Source organism: Mesorhizobium sp. M7A.F.Ce.TU.012.03.2.1 (assembly GCF_004006095.1).
In the GTDB taxonomy this organism is placed as follows: domain Bacteria; phylum Pseudomonadota; class Alphaproteobacteria; order Rhizobiales; family Rhizobiaceae; genus Mesorhizobium.
The window spans coordinates 6,531,135-6,553,480 of record NZ_CP034779.1; the positions used below are offsets into that span (position 1 = coordinate 6,531,135).

The 22,346-nt window shown below is 63.2% G+C and carries 20 protein-coding genes; 10 read left to right on the forward strand and 10 right to left on the reverse strand.

Annotated elements, in window-relative coordinates:
• The first annotated feature begins 118 nt into the window (after positions 1-118).
• From EJ079_RS32330 to EJ079_RS32355, 6 genes are all read left to right on the forward strand, one after another.
• Positions 119-1,060 carry a D-ribose ABC transporter substrate-binding protein gene (locus tag EJ079_RS32330; protein ID WP_127269049.1) on the forward strand — a complete coding sequence of 314 codons (942 nt, stop codon included), beginning with the start codon at positions 119-121 and terminating at the stop codon, positions 1,058-1,060.
• A gap of 95 nt (positions 1,061-1,155) precedes the next feature.
• Entirely contained in the window at positions 1,156-1,800 is a 645-nt protein-coding gene (locus EJ079_RS32335) for a DUF2291 family protein (protein WP_127398397.1), read from the forward strand.
• The gene (locus EJ079_RS32340) at positions 1,797-3,353 is read left to right on the forward strand and encodes a sugar ABC transporter ATP-binding protein (RefSeq protein WP_127811157.1); all 1,557 of its coding nucleotides are present in this window, start codon (positions 1,797-1,799) and stop codon (positions 3,351-3,353) included. The genes EJ079_RS32335 and EJ079_RS32340 overlap by 4 nt, the downstream gene beginning before the upstream one ends.
• Entirely contained in the window at positions 3,346-4,410 is a 1,065-nt protein-coding gene (locus tag EJ079_RS32345) for an ABC transporter permease (RefSeq protein ID WP_127811158.1), read from the forward strand. Before EJ079_RS32340 ends, EJ079_RS32345 begins: the two co-directional genes overlap by 8 nt.
• A 2-nt stretch (positions 4,411-4,412) precedes the next feature.
• Positions 4,413-5,447 carry a Gfo/Idh/MocA family oxidoreductase gene (locus tag EJ079_RS32350; RefSeq protein WP_127811159.1) on the forward strand — a complete coding sequence of 345 codons (1,035 nt, stop codon included), beginning with the start codon at positions 4,413-4,415 and terminating at the stop codon, positions 5,445-5,447.
• The gene (locus EJ079_RS32355) at positions 5,444-7,282 is read left to right on the forward strand and encodes a hypothetical protein (protein ID WP_127811160.1); all 1,839 of its coding nucleotides are present in this window, start codon (positions 5,444-5,446) and stop codon (positions 7,280-7,282) included. The genes EJ079_RS32350 and EJ079_RS32355 overlap by 4 nt, the downstream gene beginning before the upstream one ends.
• 10 nt (positions 7,283-7,292) lie before the next feature.
• On the opposite strand, the gene EJ079_RS32360 is transcribed toward EJ079_RS32355, so the two are convergent.
• A complete protein-coding gene (locus EJ079_RS32360; RefSeq protein ID WP_023808899.1) occupies positions 7,293-8,006 on the reverse strand; it encodes a transcriptional regulator NanR in 714 nt (237 codons plus the stop codon).
• Between the two features lie 174 nt (positions 8,007-8,180).
• On the opposite strand from EJ079_RS32360, the gene oiaX reads away from it, so the two are divergent.
• From oiaX to dhaL, 4 genes are all read left to right on the forward strand, one after another.
• Positions 8,181-9,431 carry a 3-oxo-isoapionate-4-phosphate decarboxylase OiaX gene (gene oiaX, locus EJ079_RS32365; RefSeq protein ID WP_127811161.1) on the forward strand — a complete coding sequence of 417 codons (1,251 nt, stop codon included), beginning with the start codon at positions 8,181-8,183 and terminating at the stop codon, positions 9,429-9,431.
• 4 nt (positions 9,432-9,435) lie between these two features.
• A complete protein-coding gene (locus EJ079_RS32370; protein ID WP_127811162.1) occupies positions 9,436-10,770 on the forward strand; it encodes a four-carbon acid sugar kinase family protein in 1,335 nt (444 codons plus the stop codon).
• A 130-nt stretch (positions 10,771-10,900) separates the two neighbouring features.
• Complete coding sequence (locus EJ079_RS32375; protein WP_127395895.1) at positions 10,901-11,908, forward strand: dihydroxyacetone kinase subunit DhaK; 1,008 nt, start codon at positions 10,901-10,903, stop codon at positions 11,906-11,908.
• Between the two features lie 27 nt (positions 11,909-11,935).
• Positions 11,936-12,577 (forward strand): dihydroxyacetone kinase subunit DhaL, encoded by a 642-nt coding sequence (gene dhaL / locus EJ079_RS32380; RefSeq protein WP_127811163.1) that lies wholly within the window; start codon positions 11,936-11,938, stop codon positions 12,575-12,577.
• Between the two features lie 25 nt (positions 12,578-12,602).
• On the opposite strand, the gene EJ079_RS32385 is transcribed toward dhaL, so the two are convergent.
• From EJ079_RS32385 to EJ079_RS32425, 9 genes are all read right to left on the reverse strand, one after another.
• Positions 12,603-13,040 carry an RpiB/LacA/LacB family sugar-phosphate isomerase gene (locus EJ079_RS32385; RefSeq protein WP_013533067.1) on the reverse strand — a complete coding sequence of 146 codons (438 nt, stop codon included), beginning with the start codon at positions 13,038-13,040 and terminating at the stop codon, positions 12,603-12,605.
• Positions 13,041-13,073: 33 nt separating this feature from the next.
• The gene (locus tag EJ079_RS32390; RefSeq protein WP_127811164.1) at positions 13,074-13,841 is read right to left on the reverse strand and encodes a triose-phosphate isomerase; all 768 of its coding nucleotides are present in this window, start codon (positions 13,839-13,841) and stop codon (positions 13,074-13,076) included.
• A 57-nt stretch (positions 13,842-13,898) separates the two neighbouring features.
• Positions 13,899-14,837, reverse strand: a complete 939-nt coding sequence (locus EJ079_RS32395; RefSeq protein WP_127811165.1) for a TIM barrel protein — start codon at positions 14,835-14,837, stop codon at positions 13,899-13,901.
• Positions 14,837-16,354, reverse strand: a complete 1,518-nt coding sequence (locus tag EJ079_RS32400; RefSeq protein ID WP_127811166.1) for a glycerol-3-phosphate dehydrogenase — start codon at positions 16,352-16,354, stop codon at positions 14,837-14,839. The genes EJ079_RS32395 and EJ079_RS32400 overlap by 1 nt, the downstream gene beginning before the upstream one ends.
• Positions 16,351-17,910, reverse strand: coding sequence for an FGGY-family carbohydrate kinase (locus EJ079_RS32405; protein ID WP_127811167.1), 1,560 nt, complete (start codon positions 17,908-17,910; stop codon positions 16,351-16,353). The genes EJ079_RS32400 and EJ079_RS32405 overlap by 4 nt, the downstream gene beginning before the upstream one ends.
• Positions 17,911-18,006: 96 nt before the next feature.
• Positions 18,007-18,954 (reverse strand): D-ribose ABC transporter substrate-binding protein, encoded by a 948-nt coding sequence (locus tag EJ079_RS32410; RefSeq protein WP_023756738.1) that lies wholly within the window; start codon positions 18,952-18,954, stop codon positions 18,007-18,009.
• Positions 18,955-18,986: 32 nt separating this feature from the next.
• Positions 18,987-20,117 carry an ABC transporter permease gene (locus EJ079_RS32415; protein WP_127811168.1) on the reverse strand — a complete coding sequence of 377 codons (1,131 nt, stop codon included), beginning with the start codon at positions 20,115-20,117 and terminating at the stop codon, positions 18,987-18,989.
• 26 nt (positions 20,118-20,143) lie between these two features.
• Entirely contained in the window at positions 20,144-21,685 is a 1,542-nt protein-coding gene (locus EJ079_RS32420) for a sugar ABC transporter ATP-binding protein (protein ID WP_127811169.1), read from the reverse strand.
• A complete protein-coding gene (locus tag EJ079_RS32425) occupies positions 21,682-22,338 on the reverse strand; it encodes a DUF2291 domain-containing protein (protein WP_127811170.1) in 657 nt (218 codons plus the stop codon). Before EJ079_RS32425 ends, EJ079_RS32420 begins: the two co-directional genes overlap by 4 nt.
• Between the last annotated feature and the right edge of the window lie 8 nt (positions 22,339-22,346).

Here is a 22,346-nt window from a genome sequence, read left to right on the forward strand (position 1 = left end):
CTGGGTAAGCCGGCAACGGTTTTCGACCCAAGCGATCCGCGGCCCGGGCTGCCTGACGAATTCGGATGCAGACAAAGCCATTGGCCGATCAAGGCAATTTTTCAAACGGGAGGACTTCATGAAACTCACACGCAGAATGACGCTTGCGGCTTTCGCCGGCATGCTGGCGCTTGGCACGGCAGTGCCCGCCTATGCGGCGGATCTCATCGCCATTATCACGCCCTCACACGACAATCCGTTCTTCAAGGCGGAAGCCGTCGGCGCGGAAGCCAAGGCCAAGGAACTCGGCTATGAGGCGCTGGTGCTGGTCCATGACGACGACGCCAACAAGCAGTCCGAGCTGATCGACACCGCGATCGGCCGCGGTGCCAAGGCGATCATCCTCGACAATGCCGGCGCGGACGCCACCGTCGCCGCCGTGCAGAAGGCCAAGGATGCGGGCATTCCGTCCTTCCTGATCGACCGCGAGATCAACGCCACCGGCGTGGCCGTGGCGCAGATCGTCTCCAACAACTACCAGGGCGCCCAGCTCGGCGCGCAGGAATTCGTCAAGCTGATGGGCGAGAAGGGCAATTTCGTCGAACTGGTCGGCAAGGAATCCGACACCAATGCCGGCATTCGTTCCAAGGGTTATCACGACGTCATCGATGACTATCCGGACCTGAAGATGGTTGCCCAGCAGTCGGCCAACTGGAGCCAGACGGAAGCCTATTCCAAGATGGAATCGATCCTGCAGGCCAACCCCGACATCAAGGGCGTGATCTCCGGCAACGATACGATGGCGATGGGCGCCTATGCGGCACTTGCCGCGGCGAACCGCAAGGACGTCATCGTCGTCGGCTTCGACGGATCGAACGACGTACGGGACTCCATCGCGTCGGGCGGTATCAAGGCAACCGTGCTGCAGCCGGCCTTCGCGCAGGCGCAGATGGCGGTCGAGCAGGCCAACGACTTCATCAAGAACAAGAAGTCGCCGGCCAAGGAAAAGCAGTTGATGGACTGCGTTCTGATCAATGGCGACAATGCCGCCAAGCTGGAGACCTTCGCGCTGACGAACTGAGCCAGCGTGATTTCAATAGCGAGGGGCGAACATCGGTTTTCGCCCCTCGCCGCCATTTTCCGTGGGCCGCCCACGATGCTGAACGACAGGCCGCCATGCTGAACACCAAGCCGAACTGGCCGACCCTTACCGTAATGGTCGGCATCAGCCTGACCGCCTGCAAGATCCTGCCTACGAAATCGGAAGCCGGAGACAACGCTCCCGCCTTCAATCCAGACAAGATGGTCGAAGAGACATGGGCGGCAAAGGTCGTGCCCTATCTCCAGCAGAAAGCCGGACCGTTTGCGCAGGTTCACACCCTGGCGACAACCGATCCATCGGCTGCCGGCGCCAAATACGGCAATCCGAACAAGCAGGCGAATTCGCCTTGGACTTTCGCGGTTCGCCTGGAAGGCAAGATCGTCGCGGCCAACACGCAGTCGCGGGCCGCAACCGTCGACGTCGATGTCGACGGCGACGGCAAAGCCGATGCACGAGTGCAGATCGGACCGGCGGTGCGCGGTACCGCGCTGCGCGACAGCCTGGACTTCATCCAGTTCAACGACTTCACCAACCAGATCGACTTCGCCCAGTTCGGCAAGGCGTTCAACGCTTATGCCGACAAGACGGTGCTCTCCAAGCTGCCACGCGATGCGCTGCAAGGCCGCAGCGCCAAGGTGCTCGGCGCCTATACGCTGGGGAGCGGCCAGGACCTGCCGCTGGTGACGCCGGCGGAGGCAGAGATCGGGCCGAAGCCATGAGCGCGACAACTGAGCGCGAAATCATCCTGAAGCTCGAGGACGTCTCCAAGGTCTATTCCGGCACCGTTGCGGTCAAGCGCGCCAATTTCGAGGTGCGCAAGGGCGCGGTCAACGTGCTGGTCGGTGAAAACGGCGCCGGCAAGTCGACGCTGATGAAGATCATCGCCGGTGTCGAACGGCCGACCGCCGGCCGCATCCTGCTGGAAGGTAAAGAGGTTTCCTTCTCCTCGTCCGCGGACGCGGTGAACCGCGGCATCGGCATGGTGTTCCAGGAGCTGAACCTGTTCGGCAATATGAGCGTCGCCGAGAATATTTTCGCCACCCGGGAGATCACCAACCGCTTCGGCAAGATCGACCGCGAGCAACAGGAAAACCGCGCTGCGGAATTTCTGGAACGCCTGCAAGCCGGCATACGGCCAGACATGCTGGTTGAGGATCTGCGCATCGGTCAGCAGCAGCTGGTCGAGATCGCCAAGGCGGTCTCGCTCGACGCGCGCATCCTGATCATGGACGAGCCGACCTCGGCGCTGAGCGCTGCGGAAGTCGAGATCCTGTTCAAGGTGATCGCCGACCTCAAGGCACGCGGCGTGGCGATCGTTTATATCTCGCACCGGCTCGAAGAGCTGATCCGCATCGGCGACTACATCACCGTGCTGCGTGACGGCCGCATCACCGGCCAGGAAGAGATGAAGAACGTCGACACGCAATGGATCGTTCGCCAGATGATCGGCTCCGACGCCAAGGACTTCGCCAAGGCCGACGGCCATCTTCCGGGAGAAGAGATTTTTCGTGCCGAGGAGATCTGCCTGCCCCGCGCCACGGGCGGACTTGCCGTCGACCATGTCTCACTGTCGCTGCGTGCCGGCGAGATCCTCGGCATTTACGGCCTGATGGGCGCCGGGCGCAGCGAGCTGTTCGACTGCATCATGGGCCGTCACGGCCATTCGACGGGCGAGATCTTCATTGGCGGTATAAAGGTCAAGGAGCGCGATACGACGCGGCGCATCCGGCGTGGCCTGGCATTGATCCCCGAAGACCGTCAGCGCGAAGGGCTGGTCTCGATCCTCTCGGTCGCCAGCAATTTGACGCTGGCCAGCCTGTTGCGATTTGCCCGCCTGTTTCATATCCGTGGCGCCGACGAAAGGCAGGCGGTGACGCAGATGGTGCGGGAGCTGGCGATCAAGGTCGCCGACCCGGCGCAGGAGGTGTCGTCGCTGTCGGGTGGCAACCAGCAGAAAGTGGTGATCGGCAAGGCGCTGCTCACCGAACCCAAGGTGCTGCTGATGGACGAGCCCAGCCGAGGCATCGATGTCGGCGCCAAGGCCGACGTCTTCCGCACCATGCGCAAACTGTCCCGCGACGGTTTGGGGATTTTGTTCGCGACCTCGGATCTCGACGAGGTCATGGCGCTGTCCGACCGCATCGCGGTGATGAGCAACGGAAAACTGACCGGCATGTTCGACCGCGCCGAAGCGACGGAGGCGGCACTCGTGGCTGCATCCGCGCTTGGCCACGGACCGGCCCCACGCACGGAGAGCACCGCCCATGACTGACATCCCAGCCAAGGCGGCCGCTCCCTCCACTTCCAGCGGCTCGGTGCTGCTGACCGTGATGAAGCTTCGGACGTTCATCGCGCTGATCGCCGTGCTGATCTTCTTCTCGATCGCGGCGCCGAATTTCCTGTCGACCGCCAATCTGATCCTGATGTCGAAGCACGTGGCGCTGAACGCATTCCTGGCGATGGGCATGACCTTCGTCATCATCACTGGCGGCATCGACCTTTCGGTCGGCTCGATCGTCGGCCTGTGCGGTATGGTGGCCGGCTATCTCGTGCTCAACGGCATCGACCTGCAGATCGGCTACACCATCTATTTCAACGTCTTCGAGATCGCGCTGATCACACTGGCCGTCGGCATATTGATCGGCGCCGTCAACGGATTGCTGATCACCAGGCTGAACGTTGCACCGTTCATCGCCACGCTCGGCGTGCTCTATGTCGCGCGCGGGCTGGCGCTGCTGTCGTCGGACGGCCGCACCTTCCCCAACCTCGTCGGCAAGCCGGAACTGGGAACCACCGGCTTCGGTTTCCTCGGCGCCGGCCGGCTGCTCGGCCTGCCGGTGGCGATCTGGATCCTGATCGTCGTTGCGCTGGGAGCCGCCTATCTCGCCAAATACACGCCGCTCGGCCGCCACATCTTCGCGGTCGGCGGCAATGAACGGGCGTCGCGGATTTCGGGCGTCCGTGTCAACATGGTGAAGATGTTCGTCTATATGTTCTCCGGTTTCTGCGCCGCGATCGTCGGCCTGATCATCTCGTCCGAGCTGATGGCTTCGCATCCGGCGACAGGCGAAAGTTTCGAGCTCAACGCCATTGCGGCGGCGGTGCTTGGCGGTACCTCGATGTCGGGCGGGCGCGGCACGATCGGCGGCACCATCGTCGGCGCCTTCGTCATCGGCATTCTTTCGGACGGGTTGGTGATGATGGGCGTGAGTTCGTTTTGGCAGATGGTGATCAAGGGTCTCGTCATCATCGTCGCCGTTGTCGTCGACCAGGCACAACGCCGGCTTCAACAGCGCGTCACCTTGATGCAGATGGCGAAGGCGGGTTGAGCATGGCGGAGTGGCGTGGAGCGCTGATCGGCTGCGGCTTCTTTGCCGTCAACCAGATGCACGCCTGGCGCGGCATAGCGGGCGCCTCGATCGTCGCCATCTGCGACCGTGATCCGGAACGGCTCAAGATCGTCGGCGACCAATTCGGCATTGCGAAGCGCTATACCGATGCGGCGGAACTTTTTGCCGGCGAAAGCCTCGACTTCGTCGATATCGCCACCACCGCGCCCAGCCATCGTCCGCTTGTCGAAATGGCGGCCGCTCATCGCGTTCCGGTGATCTGCCAAAAGCCATTCGCGCCGACGCTGGCCGACGCCAAGGCCATGGTCCGGGCATGCGCACAAGTAGGCGTGCCGCTGATGGTGCATGAGAATTTTCGCTGGCAGTCGCCGATCCAGGCGGTGCGCGCCGTGCTCGACAGCGGCGAGATCGGCACGTCTTTCTTCGGGCGCATCTCCTTCCGCTCCGCCTATGACGTGTTTTCCGGCCAACCCTATCTGGCGACGGGAAAGCGTTTCATCATCGAGGACCTCGGCATCCATGTCCTCGACATCGCCCGTTTCCTGCTCGGCGACGTCTCGACCATCACGACGCGAACCGCCCGCATCAATCCTAGTATCGCGGGCGAGGATGTGGCGACCATGCTGATGGACCACAAGAGCGGCGCGACCTCCGTGGTCGACTGCAGCTACGCGACGAAGCTTGCGACCGAGCCGTTTCCCGAGACGCTGATCGAGATCGACGGCAGCGACGGAACGATCCGGCTGGCGCAGGAATACCGGCTCACCGTCACCGGCAGGAACGGCACGGTCGTCACCGACGTCTCGCCGCCGCTGCTGCCATGGGCGTCGCGTCCCTGGCACAACATCCAGGAAAGCGTTGTCGCCATCCAGCAGCACTGGGTAGACTGCCTGGCAAAGGGGATCGAACCGGCGACCTCGGGAGCGGACAATCTCAAAACGTTCGCGCTGGTCGAGGCGGCTTACGCCGGTGCCGCGAGCCGGCAACCGGTGCAACTCGACGCCTTGCTGAAATGACCGACGACGCCTTCCTGCTCTACGGCACGCGTACGGTCGAAGCCGAGCCGGTCAGGCTGCGCGCGGGCGCGCTTAGCGCCGACTTCGTCAACGGCAACCTGCGCACCATCCGCCATGGCGGCACCGAAGTGCTGCGCGCCGTCGCCTATATCGTGCGTGACCGCGACTGGGGCACCTATGAGCCAAATTTGATGGACCTGATCATCGACCAGGCTGCCGACGCTTTTTCGGTCAGCTATTCGGCAAGCTGCCTGGCCCCCGATGGAACCCGGCTCGGCTTCCGCGCCACCATCAAAGGCTCCGCCGATGGCCGTCTGGTCTTCGAGGTCAGCGCCCTTCCCGAGAGCGATTTCGAAACCAACCGCTGCGGCTTCTGCATCCTTCACCCGATCGCCGACCTCGCCGGCAGCCCGGTCAAGGTCGAGCATACGGACGGCAGCGTGGAGGCGACAAAGCTTCCCGAACTGATAGACCCCTGGCAGCCTTTCAAGGATATCCGCGCCATCACCCATCAGGTTCGGCCTGGCGTCACCGCCGAATGCCGGATGGAAGGCGATACTTTCGAAATGGAGGACCAGCGCAACTGGTCGGACGCCTCCTACAAGACCTATGTGCGACCGCTGGCGCTGCCCTGGCCCTATGTGCTGCCTGCCGGCCAAACCCTGCGCCAGACGATCAGCCTGCGCATCGCAGGTGAAGGCAAAGCGCCGGCTGCCGCCGTGGCCAGCGAACCGGTCCGCGTCGAACTCGGCGAAGCAGGGCCAACGCTGCCGGATGTCGGCGTGGTCATCTATCCCGAAGATGTCGAGACGGCACTGGCGAACCTCTCCACGCTGACGACACTCGGCCCACAACAGCTGCTGTTTCACTACGATCCGACGCGCGGCCACGGGCTCGACGCCTTGCGCGCTTTCGCCCGGCTCGCAAATGCCCACGCTGCCGCAACGACCCTCGAATGCGTCGTTGTGTGCGCCGGCGATCTTGACGCCGAGATGTCAGGTGTCGCCGACCTGGTGCGCCAGGCCGGGCTAAAACTCTCGGCCATTGCCGTGTCGCCTTCGGTCGACCGGCAGTCGACACCGCCGGGCAGCACGTGGCCGGACTGTCCGCCGCTCGAGGACGTTTACGCGGCCGCGCGGCGCGCCTTTCCGGATATCCGCCTCGGCGGCGGCATGTTCAGCTACTTCACCGAACTCAACCGCAAGCGCGTGCCGGCGGACCAGCTCGATTTCATCACCCATTGTACTTGCCCGATCGTGCATGCCGCCGACGATCTCAGCATCATGCAATCGCTGGAGGCGCTGCCTTTCATCACCCGATCGGCGCGGGCGATCTTCGGGGCAAAGCCCTATCGGATCGGCCCGTCGACGATTGCCATGCGCCAGAACCCCTATGGCAGCGCGACCAAGCCCAATCCCGGGGGACAGCGCGTTGCCATGGCCGACAGCGATCCTCGCCACACCGGTCAGTTCGCTGCTGCATGGACGATCGGCTATGCCGCGCGTGTCGCACCGGTCGGACTGGAGATGTTGACACTTTCCAGCTTCACTGGACCTTTCGGCGTGCTCGCTTCATCAGGGGAACCTGTCGCGGAAGGATCACACCGGCCAATCTTCCAGCCCATCAAGGGGCTTTGCGAGCTGGCCGGCCTTGCGCATGTGTCGGCAAGGACGAGCGATGAAACCAAGGTGCTGGCGCTGGCCGGGCGCTCCGCCTCGGGCAAGACAATCGCGTGGCTGGCGAACCTGACGGCGGAAGACGTGCAGGTCGACATTTCAGCTTTTGGCCGAGGCCAGGTCGCAATGACGCCTTACGCGATCGTTCGGATCGGCTGAACCGCCGAGATCATTTTTCAGAATTCATCACATAGAGCGCGCGCGAGCGTTCGAGATGCTTGATCATCGCCTTCTCGGCGCCATCGGCATCCTTCTTCTCGATGCGGCCGATGATCTCTTCGTGCTCGGTCAGCGTGAACTTTTCCTTGCCGGTCCAGATCAGCATTTCGGTGTGGTATTCCTTCAGCCAGCCCAGCATCGCCTCGCTGACGGCAACATAGATCGGGTTACCGGAGATCGCGGCGATCTGCGTATGGAATTTCATGTCGGCGGAGATGAAGGCTTCGGAATCACCGCGAAAGCCGCGCTGTTCGGCAACAGTGGCCCGCAGCCGCTGCACATCCTCAGCGGTGGCCTTCTCGGCGGCTTCCCGAACCATGCCGCGCTCGAAGAAGATGCGCGCGGTCTTCAGGTGCTCAAGCGTGTCCTTCGACGACGACAGAATGATCTTGGCGGCGCCGTCGACCTGCTTGATGATCGACTTGGCGGTGAGTTGCAGCACCTTGGCGCGTTCGCCATGCGAGATCGCCACCAGGCCCATATTGCTCAGCGCCTGCATCGCCTCGCGAATCGCCGGCCTGCCGACCTCGAAGCGCTCCATCAGTTCACGCTCCGACGGCATGTCGTCGCCCGGCATCAGCTCGCCGCTGGTGATCAGGCGTTTCAGCCGCAAGAAGACCTCATCGGAAAGCTTGCGCCGGACAATCGGTTCCGAACGGTTCATCGTCGCGAATCACTCCCTTGACCCGGCCTTATCTAACACTGCCGCCACAATTCCCGGAATTGCCGTCTGTCGATCCCTCTGCCGGATATGACTTGCAATACTTATGTACTCATTATACCAGATTTGAAACACCGGTGAACCTTTTTCGAACGCCTCGGCTTGAGACAGCGGACCATGATCACGCTCACCTACCGCATCGAAACGCCTGGAAGCATCGAAGTCCTGGCGGCCAAGATCGCCAGCGATCAGTCGACCGGCACCTTCGTCGCGCTGCCCGGCGAGACCGAGGAACTGAAAGCCCGGGTGGCGGCGCGCGTGCTGGCGATACGGCCTCTGGCCGATGCCGAGCGGCCGTCGCTTCCCGACAGCGGCAACGGGCCGTTCAGGCGCGCCGATGTCGATATCGCCTTTCCATTTGATGCCATCGGCACCGACCTTTCGGCACTGATGACCATTGCCATCGGCGGCACCTATTCAATCAAGGGCCTCACCGGGATTCGCATCGTCGACATGAAATTGCCGGAGGAGTATCGCGGCGCGCATCCCGGCCCCCAGTTCGGTGTCGCCGGCAGCCGTCGGCTGACCAATGTGACGGATCGTCCGATCATCGGCACCATCGTCAAGCCGGCGCTGGGCTTGCGGCCACATGAGACGGCGGCAATGGTGGCGGAACTGATCGCCGCCGGTGTCGACTTCATCAAGGACGACGAGAAGCTGATGAGCCCGGCCTATTCGCCCCTGTCGGAACGAGTGAAGGCGATCGTGCCGCTGATCCTCGACCACGAGCAGAAGACCGGCAAGAAGGTGATGTATGCCTTCGGCATCTCGCATGCCGACCCCGATGAGATGATGCGCAACCACGATATGGTGGCGAAGGCTGGCGGCAATTGCGCTGTTATCAACATCAATTCGATCGGCTTCGGTGGCATGGCGTTCCTGAGGAAGCGCTCCAGTCTGGTGCTGCATGCTCACCGCAACGGCTGGGACATCCTCACCCGGCACCCCGGGCTAGGCATGGACTTCAAGGTCTGGCAGCAATTCTGGCGACTGCTCGGCGTCGACCAATTCCAGATCAACGGCATCGCCTCGAAATACTGGGAACCGGATGATTCTTTCGTCGAATCGTTCAAGGCGGTGACGACACCGATCTTTTCACCCGAGGACTGCGCCTTGCCGGTGGCGGGCTCTGGCCAGTGGGGCGGCCAGGCTCCTGAGACATATGCGCGGACCGGCCGGACGGTCGATCTTCTCTATCTCTGCGGCGGCGGCATCGTCAGCCATCCGGACGGGCCGGGCGCCGGCGTGCGTGCCGTGCAGCAAGCCTGGCAAGCGGCGGTCGACGGCATTCCGCTGGCGGACTTTGCCCTGAACCATCCCGAACTGGCGCGGTCGATCGAAAAATTCGGCGACGACAAGGCAGGCTGAAGCCATGCAGGACCTGCTTCTCAGCTATTATGGCGACGACCTGACCGGCTCGACCGATGTCATGGAGGCGCTCGAACTCGGCGGCGTGCCGACAGTGCTGTTCATGCGCCAGCCGGACGCGGCCCTGCTGTCCCGGTTTGGCCATTGCCGGGCGATCGGACTGGCCGGCACCAGCCGCAGCGAGACGCCGCAATGGATGGACACGCATTTGCGCGATGCCTTTGCCTGGCTGAAGACGCTGAACGCCGAGATTTGCCACTACAAGGTCTGCTCGACCTTCGATTCCAGCCCGACGATCGGCAGCATCGGCCGGGCCATCGAGATCGGCCGCTCGGTGTTCGCGCAAGCCAGCGTGCCGCTGCTGGTCGGCGCGCCGCAGCTCAAGCGCTACACCACCTTCGGGCACCTGTTCGCCGCCTATCGCGACCAATATTTCCGCATCGACCGCCACCCGGTGATGAGCCGCCACCCGACGACGCCGATGGATGAGTCGGATTTGCTGATCCATCTGTCGCGGCAGACGGCGCTGAGCTCGGGGCTGGTCGACCTTGCGACGCTGCAGTCCGCGTCGCGGTCGGCGGCGTTCGATCGGCTGACCGGAAACGGCACCCCCATCGTGCTTGTCGATGTCGACAATCTGGAAACGCAGGCTCTGGCCGGCAAGGAGCTGTGGCGCGTTCGCAAGCCCGGCGGTTCTTTTGTCGTCGGCTCGTCAGGGGTCGAGTATGCGTTGCTGGCCGAATGGGCGTCGAATGGCATCGTCAGCGCCGGACATGGCTTCACGCCACCGGGCGCAGCCGAGCGGATAGCCGTCGTGTCGGGAAGTTGCTCGCCGACCACCGAACGGCAGATCCAGCATGCCCTGACCGACGGTTTCGACGGCATCGAGGTCGATCCAGTCGAACTGGTTTCGGAGGCTTCGCAGCAGGCGATCGCGCGCGCAACGGCAAGCGGCCGTGCCAGTCTGCAAGCCGGGCGCAGCGTCATCCTCTACACCGCGCTTGGCCCCGATGCCGACAGGGGCGCCGAAATCGACCGGCAGGAAGGCGCCCGCCACAGGCTTGGCCGCGGACTCGGAGAAATCCTTCGCGGCCTGACGATCGAACAGAGCCTGCGGCGCGTGGTCATTGCCGGCGGCGACACGTCGAGCCATGCACTCGGCGAAATGGGTGTCGATGCCCTGACAATCCGCATGCCGCTGCCCGCTTCGCCGGGCTCGCCGCTCTGCGTTGCTCACGCGCGCGTCAAGGCGATCGACGGACTGGAGGTCGCGCTCAAGGGCGGCCAGGTCGGAACTGATCGCTATTTCTCAGCCATCCGCGACGGCCTCGGCGGTTGAAACAACTAACGCCTACGTCCAGGTGATAGCCTGCGGGAACACCTCTGCGCACGAAATGCTCCTTGCCGGGTGGAAATCCCGGTAACACCCGGTATTATCTGCGAAAATGCCGAAATCGGGAGGATGCCGGGTGCAGACCAAGAAGATCATCAATGCCGGCAACCGCGCCGTCGACGAGATGCTGGAAGGCATCCTGGCAGCGCATCCCCGCCATCTCAAAAGCGTGGACGGCAGTCCTCGCTCCATCATCGCCTGCGACGGACCGCGCCAGGGCAAGGTGGGCCTCGTCATTGGCGGCGGCTCGGGCCACGAGCCGAGCTTTCTTGGCTTCGTCGGCAAGGGATTGGCCGATGCGGCGGCCATCGGCAATGTCTTCGCCTCGCCACCGCCGGACCCGATCCTCGAATGCGCAAAGGCAGTCAGCGGCGGCGCCGGCGTGCTGTTCATGTACGGCAACTATGCCGGCGACGTGATGAATTTCGACATGGCGGCCGAGATGGCCGCCATGGACGACATCGAGGTGCGCACGGTGCTGAGCACCGACGACGTCGCCTCGGCACCGCGCGACCAGCGGCACAAGAGGCGCGGCGTCGCCGGCAATTTCTTCATCTTCAAGGCGGCCGGTGCCGCCTGCGACCGGATGCTGTCCTTCGACGAATGCGAGCGCATCGCCGGCAAGGCCAACGACCACACCTTCACCATGGGCGTGGCGCTGTCGCCCTGTTCGCTGCCGCAGACCCGCCGGCCGAATTTCGAGATCGGGCCGGACGAGATGGAGATCGGCATGGGCATCCATGGCGAGCCGGGCATCGCGCGCGAAAAGTTGAAAACAGCCGACGAGATCACCGACGAGATGCTGGACAGGATCCTCGACGAGATGGCGCCTACGCGCGGCGACAAGGTCGCGGTGCTCGTCAATTCGCTGGGCTCAACGCCGCTGATGGAACTCTACATCATGAACCGGCGCGTGAAGCAGAGGCTCGACGAGATCGGTGTGTCCATACACGCAAGCTGGGTCGGCAATTACTGCACCTCGCTCGAAATGGCAGGGGCCTCGATCACTCTGCATCGGCTGGACGGCGAGTTGCAGACGATGCTGGACCACCCCTGCGACTGCGCCATGTTTCGCGCCGGCTAAACCCACTTCTGTGGCAAGGACTAAGACATGACGACAATCGACACCGCCCACCTTGTCGCGATGTTCGCGGCGATCGCAACCGCCATGTCTGCCGACCTGGACCGACTGTGCGCGCTTGACGGGGTTATCGGCGACGCCGACCACGGCATCGCGATGGAGCTTGGATTTTCCGCTGCACGCGATGCCGTCGCCGCACTGGATGCAGAGGCAACCGACCCGACCACCTTGCTGAACACCGCTGCCAAATCGTTCCTGAATGCCGTCGGCGCCTCCTCCGGGCCGCTCTATGCGACCGCGTTCATGCGGGGCGCGGCAGCCGTCAAGGGCAAGACGACGCTCGACGATTCGGACGTGGTCGCCCTGTTCCAGGCTATGGCCAAGGGCATTCAGGATCGCGGCAAGGCCGAGCCTGGCGAAAAGACGATGATCGATGCATGGGCGCCGGCTGCGCAGGCAGCGGGCGAAGCGCTGACCTCCGGCAAGGATCTGGCGGGCAGTCTCGAAGCTGCTGCACAAGCGGCAAACGCAGGCGCGGAGGCTACTAAGTCGATGGTCGCCACGAAAGGCCGGGCATCGCGTCTCGGCGAACGCTCGCTTGGCCACATGGACCCGGGCGCCGCCTCCGCCGTAACCGTGATCGAGGCGATGCGGGTCGCCTTGACCAGTTAACTCAGTAACGGGTTTCCCGCGTCTTTCAGCGCTTGGCGTCGAGCTTGTCGATGGCCTGCACGTTTGTGGCGGAGGGGCCATTCGGATCGAACTCCGAGGCCAACCATGCGTCGGCGATCGATTTCGCCAGTTCGGGGCCGATGACGCGGGCGCCCATGGTGATGATCTGGGCGTTGTTGGACTTGGCGGCGCGCTCAGCGGAATAGGTGTCGTGGGTCAATGCGGCGCGAATGCCCGGCACCTTGTTGGCTGAGATGCTGACGCCGATGCCGGTGCCGCAAAACAGGATGGCCCGGTCGTAATTGCCGTCCAGGATTTCGTGGCCTACCGAGGCGGCGATGTCGGCGTAGAATCCGGCCTGGCTGAGGTCGACGACCTGCAGTTCGGGTTTGGTGGCGAGATGCTTGGCGATGACGTCGAGCAGCGGCTTTCCGGCACTGTCGGCTCCGAGTGCGATCTTCATGATGATGAACTCCTTTGCTAGGTCTTTTGGCAGTCAGCGCGCGATGGCGGCCGACGCCTTTTTCAGAATGTCGATATAGCCTTCCGCTTGCCACGCCGAGCGGCCGATGAACAGGCCATCGATATGCGGCTGGCCGATGAGTTCGGCCGCGTTGCCTGGATTGACGCTGCCACCATAAAGCACAGGTGGAGCAATCGGCAGCCGGTCGGCGGCAACCTTCTTGATCAGCTGTTGCTGTTTGTCGGCATAGTCGGCGCTTGCGGGAATGCCCTTCTCGCCGATTGCCCAGACGGGCTCGTAGGCAAAGAGGATTTCCGCCTTCAGTTGATAGCCGCTCAGCTCTTGCAGCGCGCCGAGAACCTGTGCCGTCAGCACCGCCTCGGCGCGGCCTGATTCACGCTCAGCCAGCGTCTCGCCGACGCAGATCAGCGGCACGAAACCGTGCCTGACTGCGGCCGCCGTTTTCAGTCCCACAGTCGCATCCGTCTCGCCGAAATGCTCGCGGCGCTCGCTATGGCCGAGTTCGATCACATCCAGCCCGCAGTCTTTCAACATCACCGGCGAAATCTCTCCCGTCCAGGCGCCCGCGTCGGCCCAATGCATGTTCTGGGCCCCAACTTTGACGCGGGTGTCGGCCAGCGCCGCCTTGACCTGGCGCGCTGCGGTGAACGGCGGAATGACGAAAGGCTGTATTGCCGGATCGAAATCGGGCACAAAGGCCGCCAGCGCATCGGCGAACTGCAACGCCTCCGACAGCGTCTTGTTCATCTTCCAGCTCGTGCCGACCCAATATGGGGCCATTCTTCTTCTCCTTCGATACTTTTGCGGCCGAAGCCGGCTTTCGGGCGACGTATTCGCTCAAGTCCGAGGCTTGAGGCTGTCGCGGCCACTGTCGACGTAAGGCGCCCAGAAATCCACCGACTCGCGGATCATCTCGATAACCTGATGGTCGACTGGTTCCCTCTCCCTGAAGGAAAGTTCAAGGCAAATTTCATTGTCGGTTCCACCGCCCTGCCGAACCGCGTCCAGCAACTTCTGCGGCACTATGCGGCCGTCCTTGTTGTAGGCGGCCGTGAACGGCCAGTGCCCGCCCTTGTTCATGGAAGACTGCTTGATGTGGATGATCGGCGATTGCAATGGAAACGCTTTCGCCCAAGCATAGGGATCGGTATCGGCAGGATCGGCCGAGGTCACGTCGCCATGGTCGATATCCACCATCATCTTCATCGGTATGGGCAGCTTCGCCGCATCGATGGCGCCTTGCAGCGTGGCGCAGCTTTCGATCGTGTGGCCGAACTCGCGGCCGACCGACATCGGCTCCCAGAACAGGTATGTCAGACCCGCCGCCCTGGCGTGTTCGGCCACCTCGCGCCAGCATTCGAGCGCGATATCGAGAAGTGCTGCCCGCCGTTGCGGATCGTCAAAGTCCTTGTGGGTGAAGATGGCGAACTGCGTGCCCATGCCGGACGCGCCGAGATCGGCGGAAATGTCGGCGAAGGTCTTGAACCAGTCGACATAATAGCGCCGCACATCCGCATCCGGGTGGCCGAAATGGTTGAGCCGGCCATAAGGCCCCGTCATGCCGGAGGTGATCCGCACGCCGGTCCGCGAAAGTGCGCTGTTGAACAGGCGCAGGAATTTGGCAATCGTCGCCGCCGGCCAGCCCGGATTGACGAATTCATGCGTCAGCTGCACGTCGCGGATGCCGATGCCATAGGCGATCGCGTCGATCAGATCGTCTGGATCGGCGAAACGATTGACCAGCGGATTGGTGTTGAGGGAAAGCGTGAAGGCCATCAGTCTGCCGCCGCCATGATGTTATCGAACCAGTCTTCGAATCCTTTCCGCTCGGCCGCATTGAGATGCAGGCCATGTTTGGTGCGGCGTTCCAGGATATCGGCTGATGTGCCGGCCCATTCGGTCTCGACCAGGAACTTTGCCTCCCGTTCATATAAATCGGGACCGAAGCGTCGGCCGAGATCAGCCTCGCTTTGCGCGCCGGCGAGCAATTGCCGGGCGCGGGTGCCGTAGCTTCGAGCGTAGTGCTTCACCAGCGACGGGCTGAGCCACGATAACTCGGAATGCAGATCGCTCAGGAATTGCTCGAAGTCCGCATTGGGCAGGTCGCCCCCCGGCAAGGGAAATTTGGCCGTCCAGGCTTTCTTCATCGTCGGAAAGAACGGCTGGATCTTTTCCAGCGCATGTTCGGACAGCTTGCGGAAGGTGGTGATCTTGCCGCCGAACACCGAAAGCAGCGGTGCGTTGCCATTGGAGGCGTCGAGTTCGAAAATATAGTCGCGCGTCACCGCGCTTGGATTGTCGGCATTGTCGTCATAGAGCGGACGCACGCCCGAGAAACTGTAGACCACGTCCTGTGGCGTCAGTTGCCGCTTGAAATAGCGATTGACCACCTTGATCAGATAGTCGACTTCGCTGGCCTCGGCGACCACTTCCTCGGGCCTGCCTTCGTAGGGAATGTCGGTGGTGCCAATCAGCGCCAGATCGTTCTCATACGGATTGACGAAGATCACCCGCTTGTCGTTGTTCTGAATGAGATAGGCTTGCCGCCCCTCCCAGAATTTGGGCACGACGATATGGCTGCCTTTAACGAGCCGAACATTGCGCGTTGAATTCTGCCCGGCGACGCGGCTGACAATGTCGTTGACCCAGGGACCTGCCGCGTTGACCAGCGCCCGCGCCCGGACCTTCGTCACCGCACCCGTGCGACCATCCTGCATGTCGATCGACCACAGTCCGTTTTCGCGGCGGGCCGCGACACAGGCGGTGCGCGTAAGCACTCTGGCACCGCGCTGCCTGGCATCCAGGGCGTTGAGCAGCACCAGGCGCGCATCGTCGACCCAGCAGTCGGAATATTCGAAACCGCGCTTGAACTCGTCCTTGATTGGCGCGCCTTCCGGCGCAGTCTTGAGGTTCAGCGTTCTTGTCCCCGGCAGGCGTTTACGGCCGCCAAGGTGGTCGTAGAGAAACAGCCCGAGCCGGACCAGCCATGCCGGCCTGTCTTGCGGGCTGTGCGGAAGAACGAAGCGCATCGGCCAGATGATGTGCGGCGCCGCCTCAAGCAGCACCTCGCGTTCGATCAGCGCTTCGCGAACCAGCCGGAATTCATAATATTCGAGGTAGCGCAGGCCGCCATGCACCAGCTTGCCGGAGCGCGAGCTCGTGCCTTGCGCGAGATCGTCCTTTTCGCACAGGATGACGGACAGCCCGCGACCTGCCGCATCACGCGCTATGCCGGCTCCATTGACGCCGCCGCCGATCACGAAAAGATCGACGACATCTGTTGTATTGCTCAAGATCCTGCTCCTGTGCGGTGCGCCATGCCCTTCCACACCGGCCGAAGCGCCTGACGCGCTGCAACGAAGGAAGGGAAGAGGGCATCGTAGGTTTGCGAAAGCGCCTCGTCATAGGCATCGCAGTCGCCGAGAAGCGGCGTCACCCATTCGGCGGCGCAGTCTTCCATCGAGCCATAGACGCCGAGGCCGACCGCGGCCATCATCGCGGCGCCTGCCGCGCCGGCTTCCTGGCGACTGCTGGTGCGCACCTGTGCCCTTGTCGCCGCTGCGATGATGCGGCGTAGGGACGGGCTGCGCGCGGCGCCGCCCGACAGGCGGATTTCGCCCGGCACGGCGCCCATCGCCTGGTAGCAATCGCGTGCGGCGAAGGCCAGTCCCTCGAGGACGCCGCGTGCCAGATCGCCAAAGCCGTGCTTGACCGAAAGGCCGATGAAGCCAGCGCGTGCGTCAGGATCGACGAACGGTCCTCTTTCACCGGCCAGCGATATGTAGGGCTGGTAGATCAGCGAACCAGGCTCCGATGCTTCCACCCAAGCGTCGAGGGCCTTCAGCAACTCGTCATGAGAAGACTTGCCGCCAGCCGTGGCGAGCACGTCGCGCGCAAGGCCAAGCAGCCAGTCTATGTTGAGCGTCGCCGCCATGTTGGATTGCAATTGTGCAAAGGCACCCGGAATAGGCATGGCAATCGTGTAGCCGGAGCCATCGTCGTTCAGCACGACATCGTCGGGCGTGGCGGCGAAGCGCGTGTGTATGCCGGTCGAGCCGATGACCGTGCAGCCGACATTGCCCGACGGATCATAGAGGCCGGCTCCGAGCGCCGTCATGACCATATCGACGTAACCCAGCACCACCGGGGTGCCTTCGAGCAGGCCAGTCTCTGCCGCCGCCGATCGCGACAACGGATGATGGTCGGCGGTGCCTTCGAGCATGGAAGGCAACAGGCGGCGATGCGTCGTCAGATCCAGGATGTCGAGGGCTTCGTCGGAATAGGTGCGCGACCGAAAATCGCCGAAGGTGAAGGTTCCCTCGGAGGGATCCGTGGCGCGTTCGCCCGTCATTTTGAAGTAGAGCCAATCCTTGCAATGCAGTGCGGTCGCCGCCCGCTCCAGCATGTCGGAATGGTTTTTTTTCATGAAGGCAAGCTGGGCGCCTTGCTGGCAGGAATTCAGGCCCGTGCCGGTCAGCTCGAACCGCCTGCGATCCCGGGGATCGGCGCGCATCTCGTCCACCAAATGTCCGGCGCGGGCATCGAGCCACAGCCAGGCGCGCGAGACAGGCAAGCCCTCGCCATCGATCAGCCAGGTTCCGTCGCCCTGCCCGGTGATAGCAACCGCTGCGGTTCGTTGCGCGAGGTCGGGAACCTTGGCCGCGAGATCGCGAACGGTCCGCGCCATGTCGCGCCAGGTCTGGTCGAGGTCCTGCTCGGCGCCGCCGCCTTCCAGCGTGACGAAGCTGTTGGGCACCGACGTCATGGCGAGCTGCTGCCCGGACAGGTCGAAAGCGATCGATTTGATCACCGACGTTCCCGCGTCGATGCCGATCAGCAGGTCTTTCATGCCGCAAATTCCGGTTGGTTGCGAAGGCAGTTCACGAGGGTAGTCATTTCGTAGAAGAGGCAGGGAGTGTCCGCAAGGACACCCCCTGTGCAGGTTTCATTCCGACAGGACGAAGGGAGCGGTGTACTTATCGACATTGTCCTTGGTGATGAGAAGGCAATCGAACAGCTGCTTCTCGGTCGCCGCGCCGGTGGCTCCGGTCTTGATGAACGAGTCCGCCTGCTGCACGGCCTTGGCCGAGAAGATGGCGACCGGCTGAAGCACGGTGTACTGCAGTTCGCCGGACTTGATCGCCGCAACCGCATCCGGGGAGCCGTCGAAGCCGCCGACCTTGATGCCAGCGAGCTTGCCGGCTTCCTTCAGCGCCGCAACCGCGCCAAGCGCCATCTCATCATTGCCGCTGATCACGGCGATGATGTCGGGATTGGCCTGCAGCATGCTCTGCATCTTGTCGTGGCCCTGGGTACGATCCCAGTTGGCGACCTGCGAAGCAGCCTTTTCGAGATCCGGGTACTGGCTCAGCACAGTCGCGTACCCGTTCGAGCGCGTGGCGGCGTTGTTGTCCGACGGAGCGCCGAGCAGTTCGACATATTTGCCCTTTTCGCCGACGGCCTGCACCCACTGCTGGGCACCGAGAGCAGCACCTTGCGCGTTGTTGGAAACGAGCTGACCCTTGGCGAGGCCTTCCTGATTGATCTCGGCATTGACGAGGAACACCGGGATGTTGGCTGCAATCGCCTTCTTCACCGCACCGACAGAGCCGTCAGCGTTGGCCGGATCGAGGATGATCGCCACCGACTTGTTGGTGATGGCGGTGTCGATCAAATTGCTTTCGGTATTGGTATCGCCCTTGTGGGCGCCGACATTGGCCGTGTAGCCAAGCTTCTCGGCCTCGGCCTTGGCGACGTTGCCCTCGGTCAGCCAGTAGGGGTTGGCCGGATCGTTGACGATGATCGAGATCAGGCCCGCGGCTGACGCGGCGGCCGTGAATCCGACGACCATCGCGGCGGCGAGCAGACTTTTCAGCATGGTTTTCATGTACATTCCTCCAATGATTACGCGGTGTTGCTGCCAGTTCACCTGGCAGTCTTCCCTTGGGCAGGATTGGCCGGTTCGGCCTTCCCCCGTTTCTGAGAAGTCGGGTGGCCACCTGTCGCGCTTGGGAGCTTGCTGCGGCGGCGATACTGAACGGCATTGAGGAGCACGGCGAGCACGATGACCGCGCCCGTGAACACTGTCTGCCAGTAGGATGAGATGCCGATGATCACCAGACCGTCGGACAGGAAGCCGATGACGAAGGCCCCGAGCAGGGTTCCGCGGATGTTGCCGCGGCCGCCGGTCAGTGCCGCGCCGCCGATGACGACGGCCGCGATGGCCGTCAGTTCGTAGGTGGTGCCGGCGGTCGGTCCAGCCGACGTCAACTGCGAGGACAGGATCAGGCCCGCGATGGCGGCACAGATGCCCGACAGCACATAGACGGAAATCTGGACCGTCTTGACCGGAACGCCGGAGAGTTCGGCCGCGCGTTCATTGCCGCCCGAGGCGTAGAGCCAGCGCCCGAAAGCGGTGCGGTTCAGGACGATGCTGCCGATGAGCGCGATAATCGCGAGAACCACGACGCCCGTCGGCACGCCGAACAGACGGTTGAAGCCAAGCGCATCGAAGCCGGTGTTTCCGAGCTCCGGCTTGCCGCCGAGATTGTTATAGGTCAGGCCGCTGGTCATCAGCAGCGCCAGGCCGCGTGCCATGTACATGACGCCGAGCGTGGCGACGAACGCCGGAACCTTGAAGCGCGCAATGAGCACGCCGTTGATCAGCCCGACGACCGCGCCCAGCATGCAGGCCAGCACCGCGACCACCCAGACCGGCGGATAGAGAACGACGCCCAGCCAGGTCAGCGTCACCCCTTGCATCAGGAATCCGGCAACGACGCCGGCCAAGCCTAGCGTCGACCCCACCGACAGATCGATGCCGCCATTGAGGATGACGAGCAGCATGCCGATCGCGAGGATTCCGAAGATGGCGACATGCGAAGCCATGGTCAGGAAGTTCGCCACCGAGAGGTAGTAGGGCGACAGGATCGAGAAGACGACGATGATGACGATCAGGGCAAAGAAGGCACGGCCCTCGAGCAGCAACTTGGCGAGATCGAAGCCTTCGCTCGCGCTTGGACTGGACTGTTTTCTGGCCTGGCTGACGTCGGTCATGGGTCTGGGCTCCGAAATTCTGGTGATCAGGCGACCACGGCTTCGCCGGAGGCGGCCATGATCTGCTCTTTGGTGGCGTTGGCGCCGAATTCAGCTGAAATCCTGCCACGCCGCATGACGACGATGCGGTGGGCAATGCTGAGGCATTCGTTGACCTCAGAGGTCGAGAAGATTACCGCAAGCCCTTGAGCGGCGCGTTCGCTCAACAAGCGGAAGACCTCGGCCTTGGCGCCAACATCGATGCCGCGGCTCGGCTCGTCGAGGAGGATGACCTTGGGGTTGGTCGTCAGCATCTTGCCGATGACGACCTTCTGCTGATTGCCACCCGACAGCGATCCGATCATGGCGTTGCCACCTGCGGTCTTGACAGTCACCTTGCGGATCGAGTCTTCGACCAGCTCTCGCTCCCTGGAACGGGACAGAAACAGCCCCTTGGCGAACGCCTCGATGCTGGCAAGCGAGAGATTGCGGCCGACGGTCATCGTTTGCACCAGCCCGTCGCGCTGGCGGTCCTCGGGGACCAGCACAAGCCCTCTGGAGATGCGCTGGGCAATGCTCAACCCCGAGACGTCCTCGCCTTCCAGAAGCGCGCGACCGCCCGCCATCGGCACTCGTCCGGCGACGGCCTCCAGCAATTCCGTGCGCCCGGCGCCCATTAGCCCATAGATGCAGACGATCTCGCCGGCCCTGACGTCCAGCGACAGGTGATCGACGACGGAATAGCCCGAGCCCGAAGTGTCAACGACGCTGACGTCCTCGATCGAAAGGGCGACCTCGCCGAACGCATGACCGGTCGGCGGCGAGCCGAGATCGAAATTCTCGCCGACCATGTTGCGCACGATCCACTCGAGGTCGATGTCCCTGGCCTCGGCCGTCGCCGTTATGGCGCCGTCGCGCAGGACAACGGCGTAGTCGGTGATCTGCAGCGCCTCTTCGAGGTGATGTGAAATGTAGACGATGGAGACGCCGCGGCTGGTCAGATCGCGGATCACCTTGAACAGCACCTCGACCTCGGTTGCACTGAGCGCGGAGGTCGGCTCGTCCATGATGAGGATGCGTGAATCGACCGACAGCGCCCGCGCGATCTCGACGATCTGCTGTTGACCCAGGCGCAGATCCTCGACGAGAGTCATCGGGTCGATGTCCTCTTCGAGATCGGCCATCAGCGCGCGCGCCTGGCGCGATTCTTCGGCGAAGTCGAGGCCGGTTCTGGTGCGCAGTTCGCGGCCCATGAAGATGTTGTCGCGAACGCTGAGGTTCGGCGCCAGGCTGAGTTCCTGGTGGATGATCGAGATGCCGCGATCGCGCGCGTCCGAGGATGAGGAAAAGCTGACGAGATTGCCGTCGAGCACGATGTCGCCGGATGTCGGCGTGACGACGCCGGACAGGATCTTCATCAGCGTCGACTTGCCGGCGCCGTTCTCGCCGAACAGCGTCGTGACCTTGCCGCGATGGATGTCGAAATTGACGCCCTTGAGCGCATGAACGCCGCCATACGACATGACGATGTTGCGCGCCGAAAGCACGGCGTCGCCGGTCGCGGGTCCGGTGCCTGCAGCCGCGCTCATTTGACCTCCAGCCTCACCGGAGTGACCAGCCAGCTCTTCGGGTTGACCAGCTTGAATGCGCCGACCACCGATACGGTCTTGCCGGTCAAGGTGCTGGTGTCGACCTTGGCCAGGACTTCCTTCTTCATCTCGTTGTTCAGCGCCGAACCGGCGTCCTGGTATTCGATCTGGTTGGTGAACTGGCCGAATGTGATCTTGCCGGTGGCGTCGCGAAGCTCGGTGCCGTTGATCGCCGGTCCCGTTTGCACCCGGATCATCAGCGTGGCCGGCACGCCTTCGACGGCGACCTTGTAGATGCCGGATTTTCCTTCGCCGACGACACCGGTGAACTTGACCGAGATGACCGGTCCGACGCCCGCCGGCACTCCATATTCCTTTTCCGCCGTCGCCCTGTCCTTGGCGATAGCAGCAGCCACCGTCACCGCGTCGGCGGCACGTGCCTCGACATCGGCCTGCACCTTGGGAAACTCCGACTTGCCGTAGTCAGCGGCGGAAAACACGGCGCTGCGGACATCGCCGGCAGAGCCGATCCTGACCACCTTGGTGTCGAGCGCCATGGCGCCGAGCAGGACGACAACCGCGGCGCCGGCAAGTGCCCGACGCAGGGCGGGCGAAGCCGGCCTGGTCGATGCGGTGGCGGCTTTCGCGCTCATGACGCAAC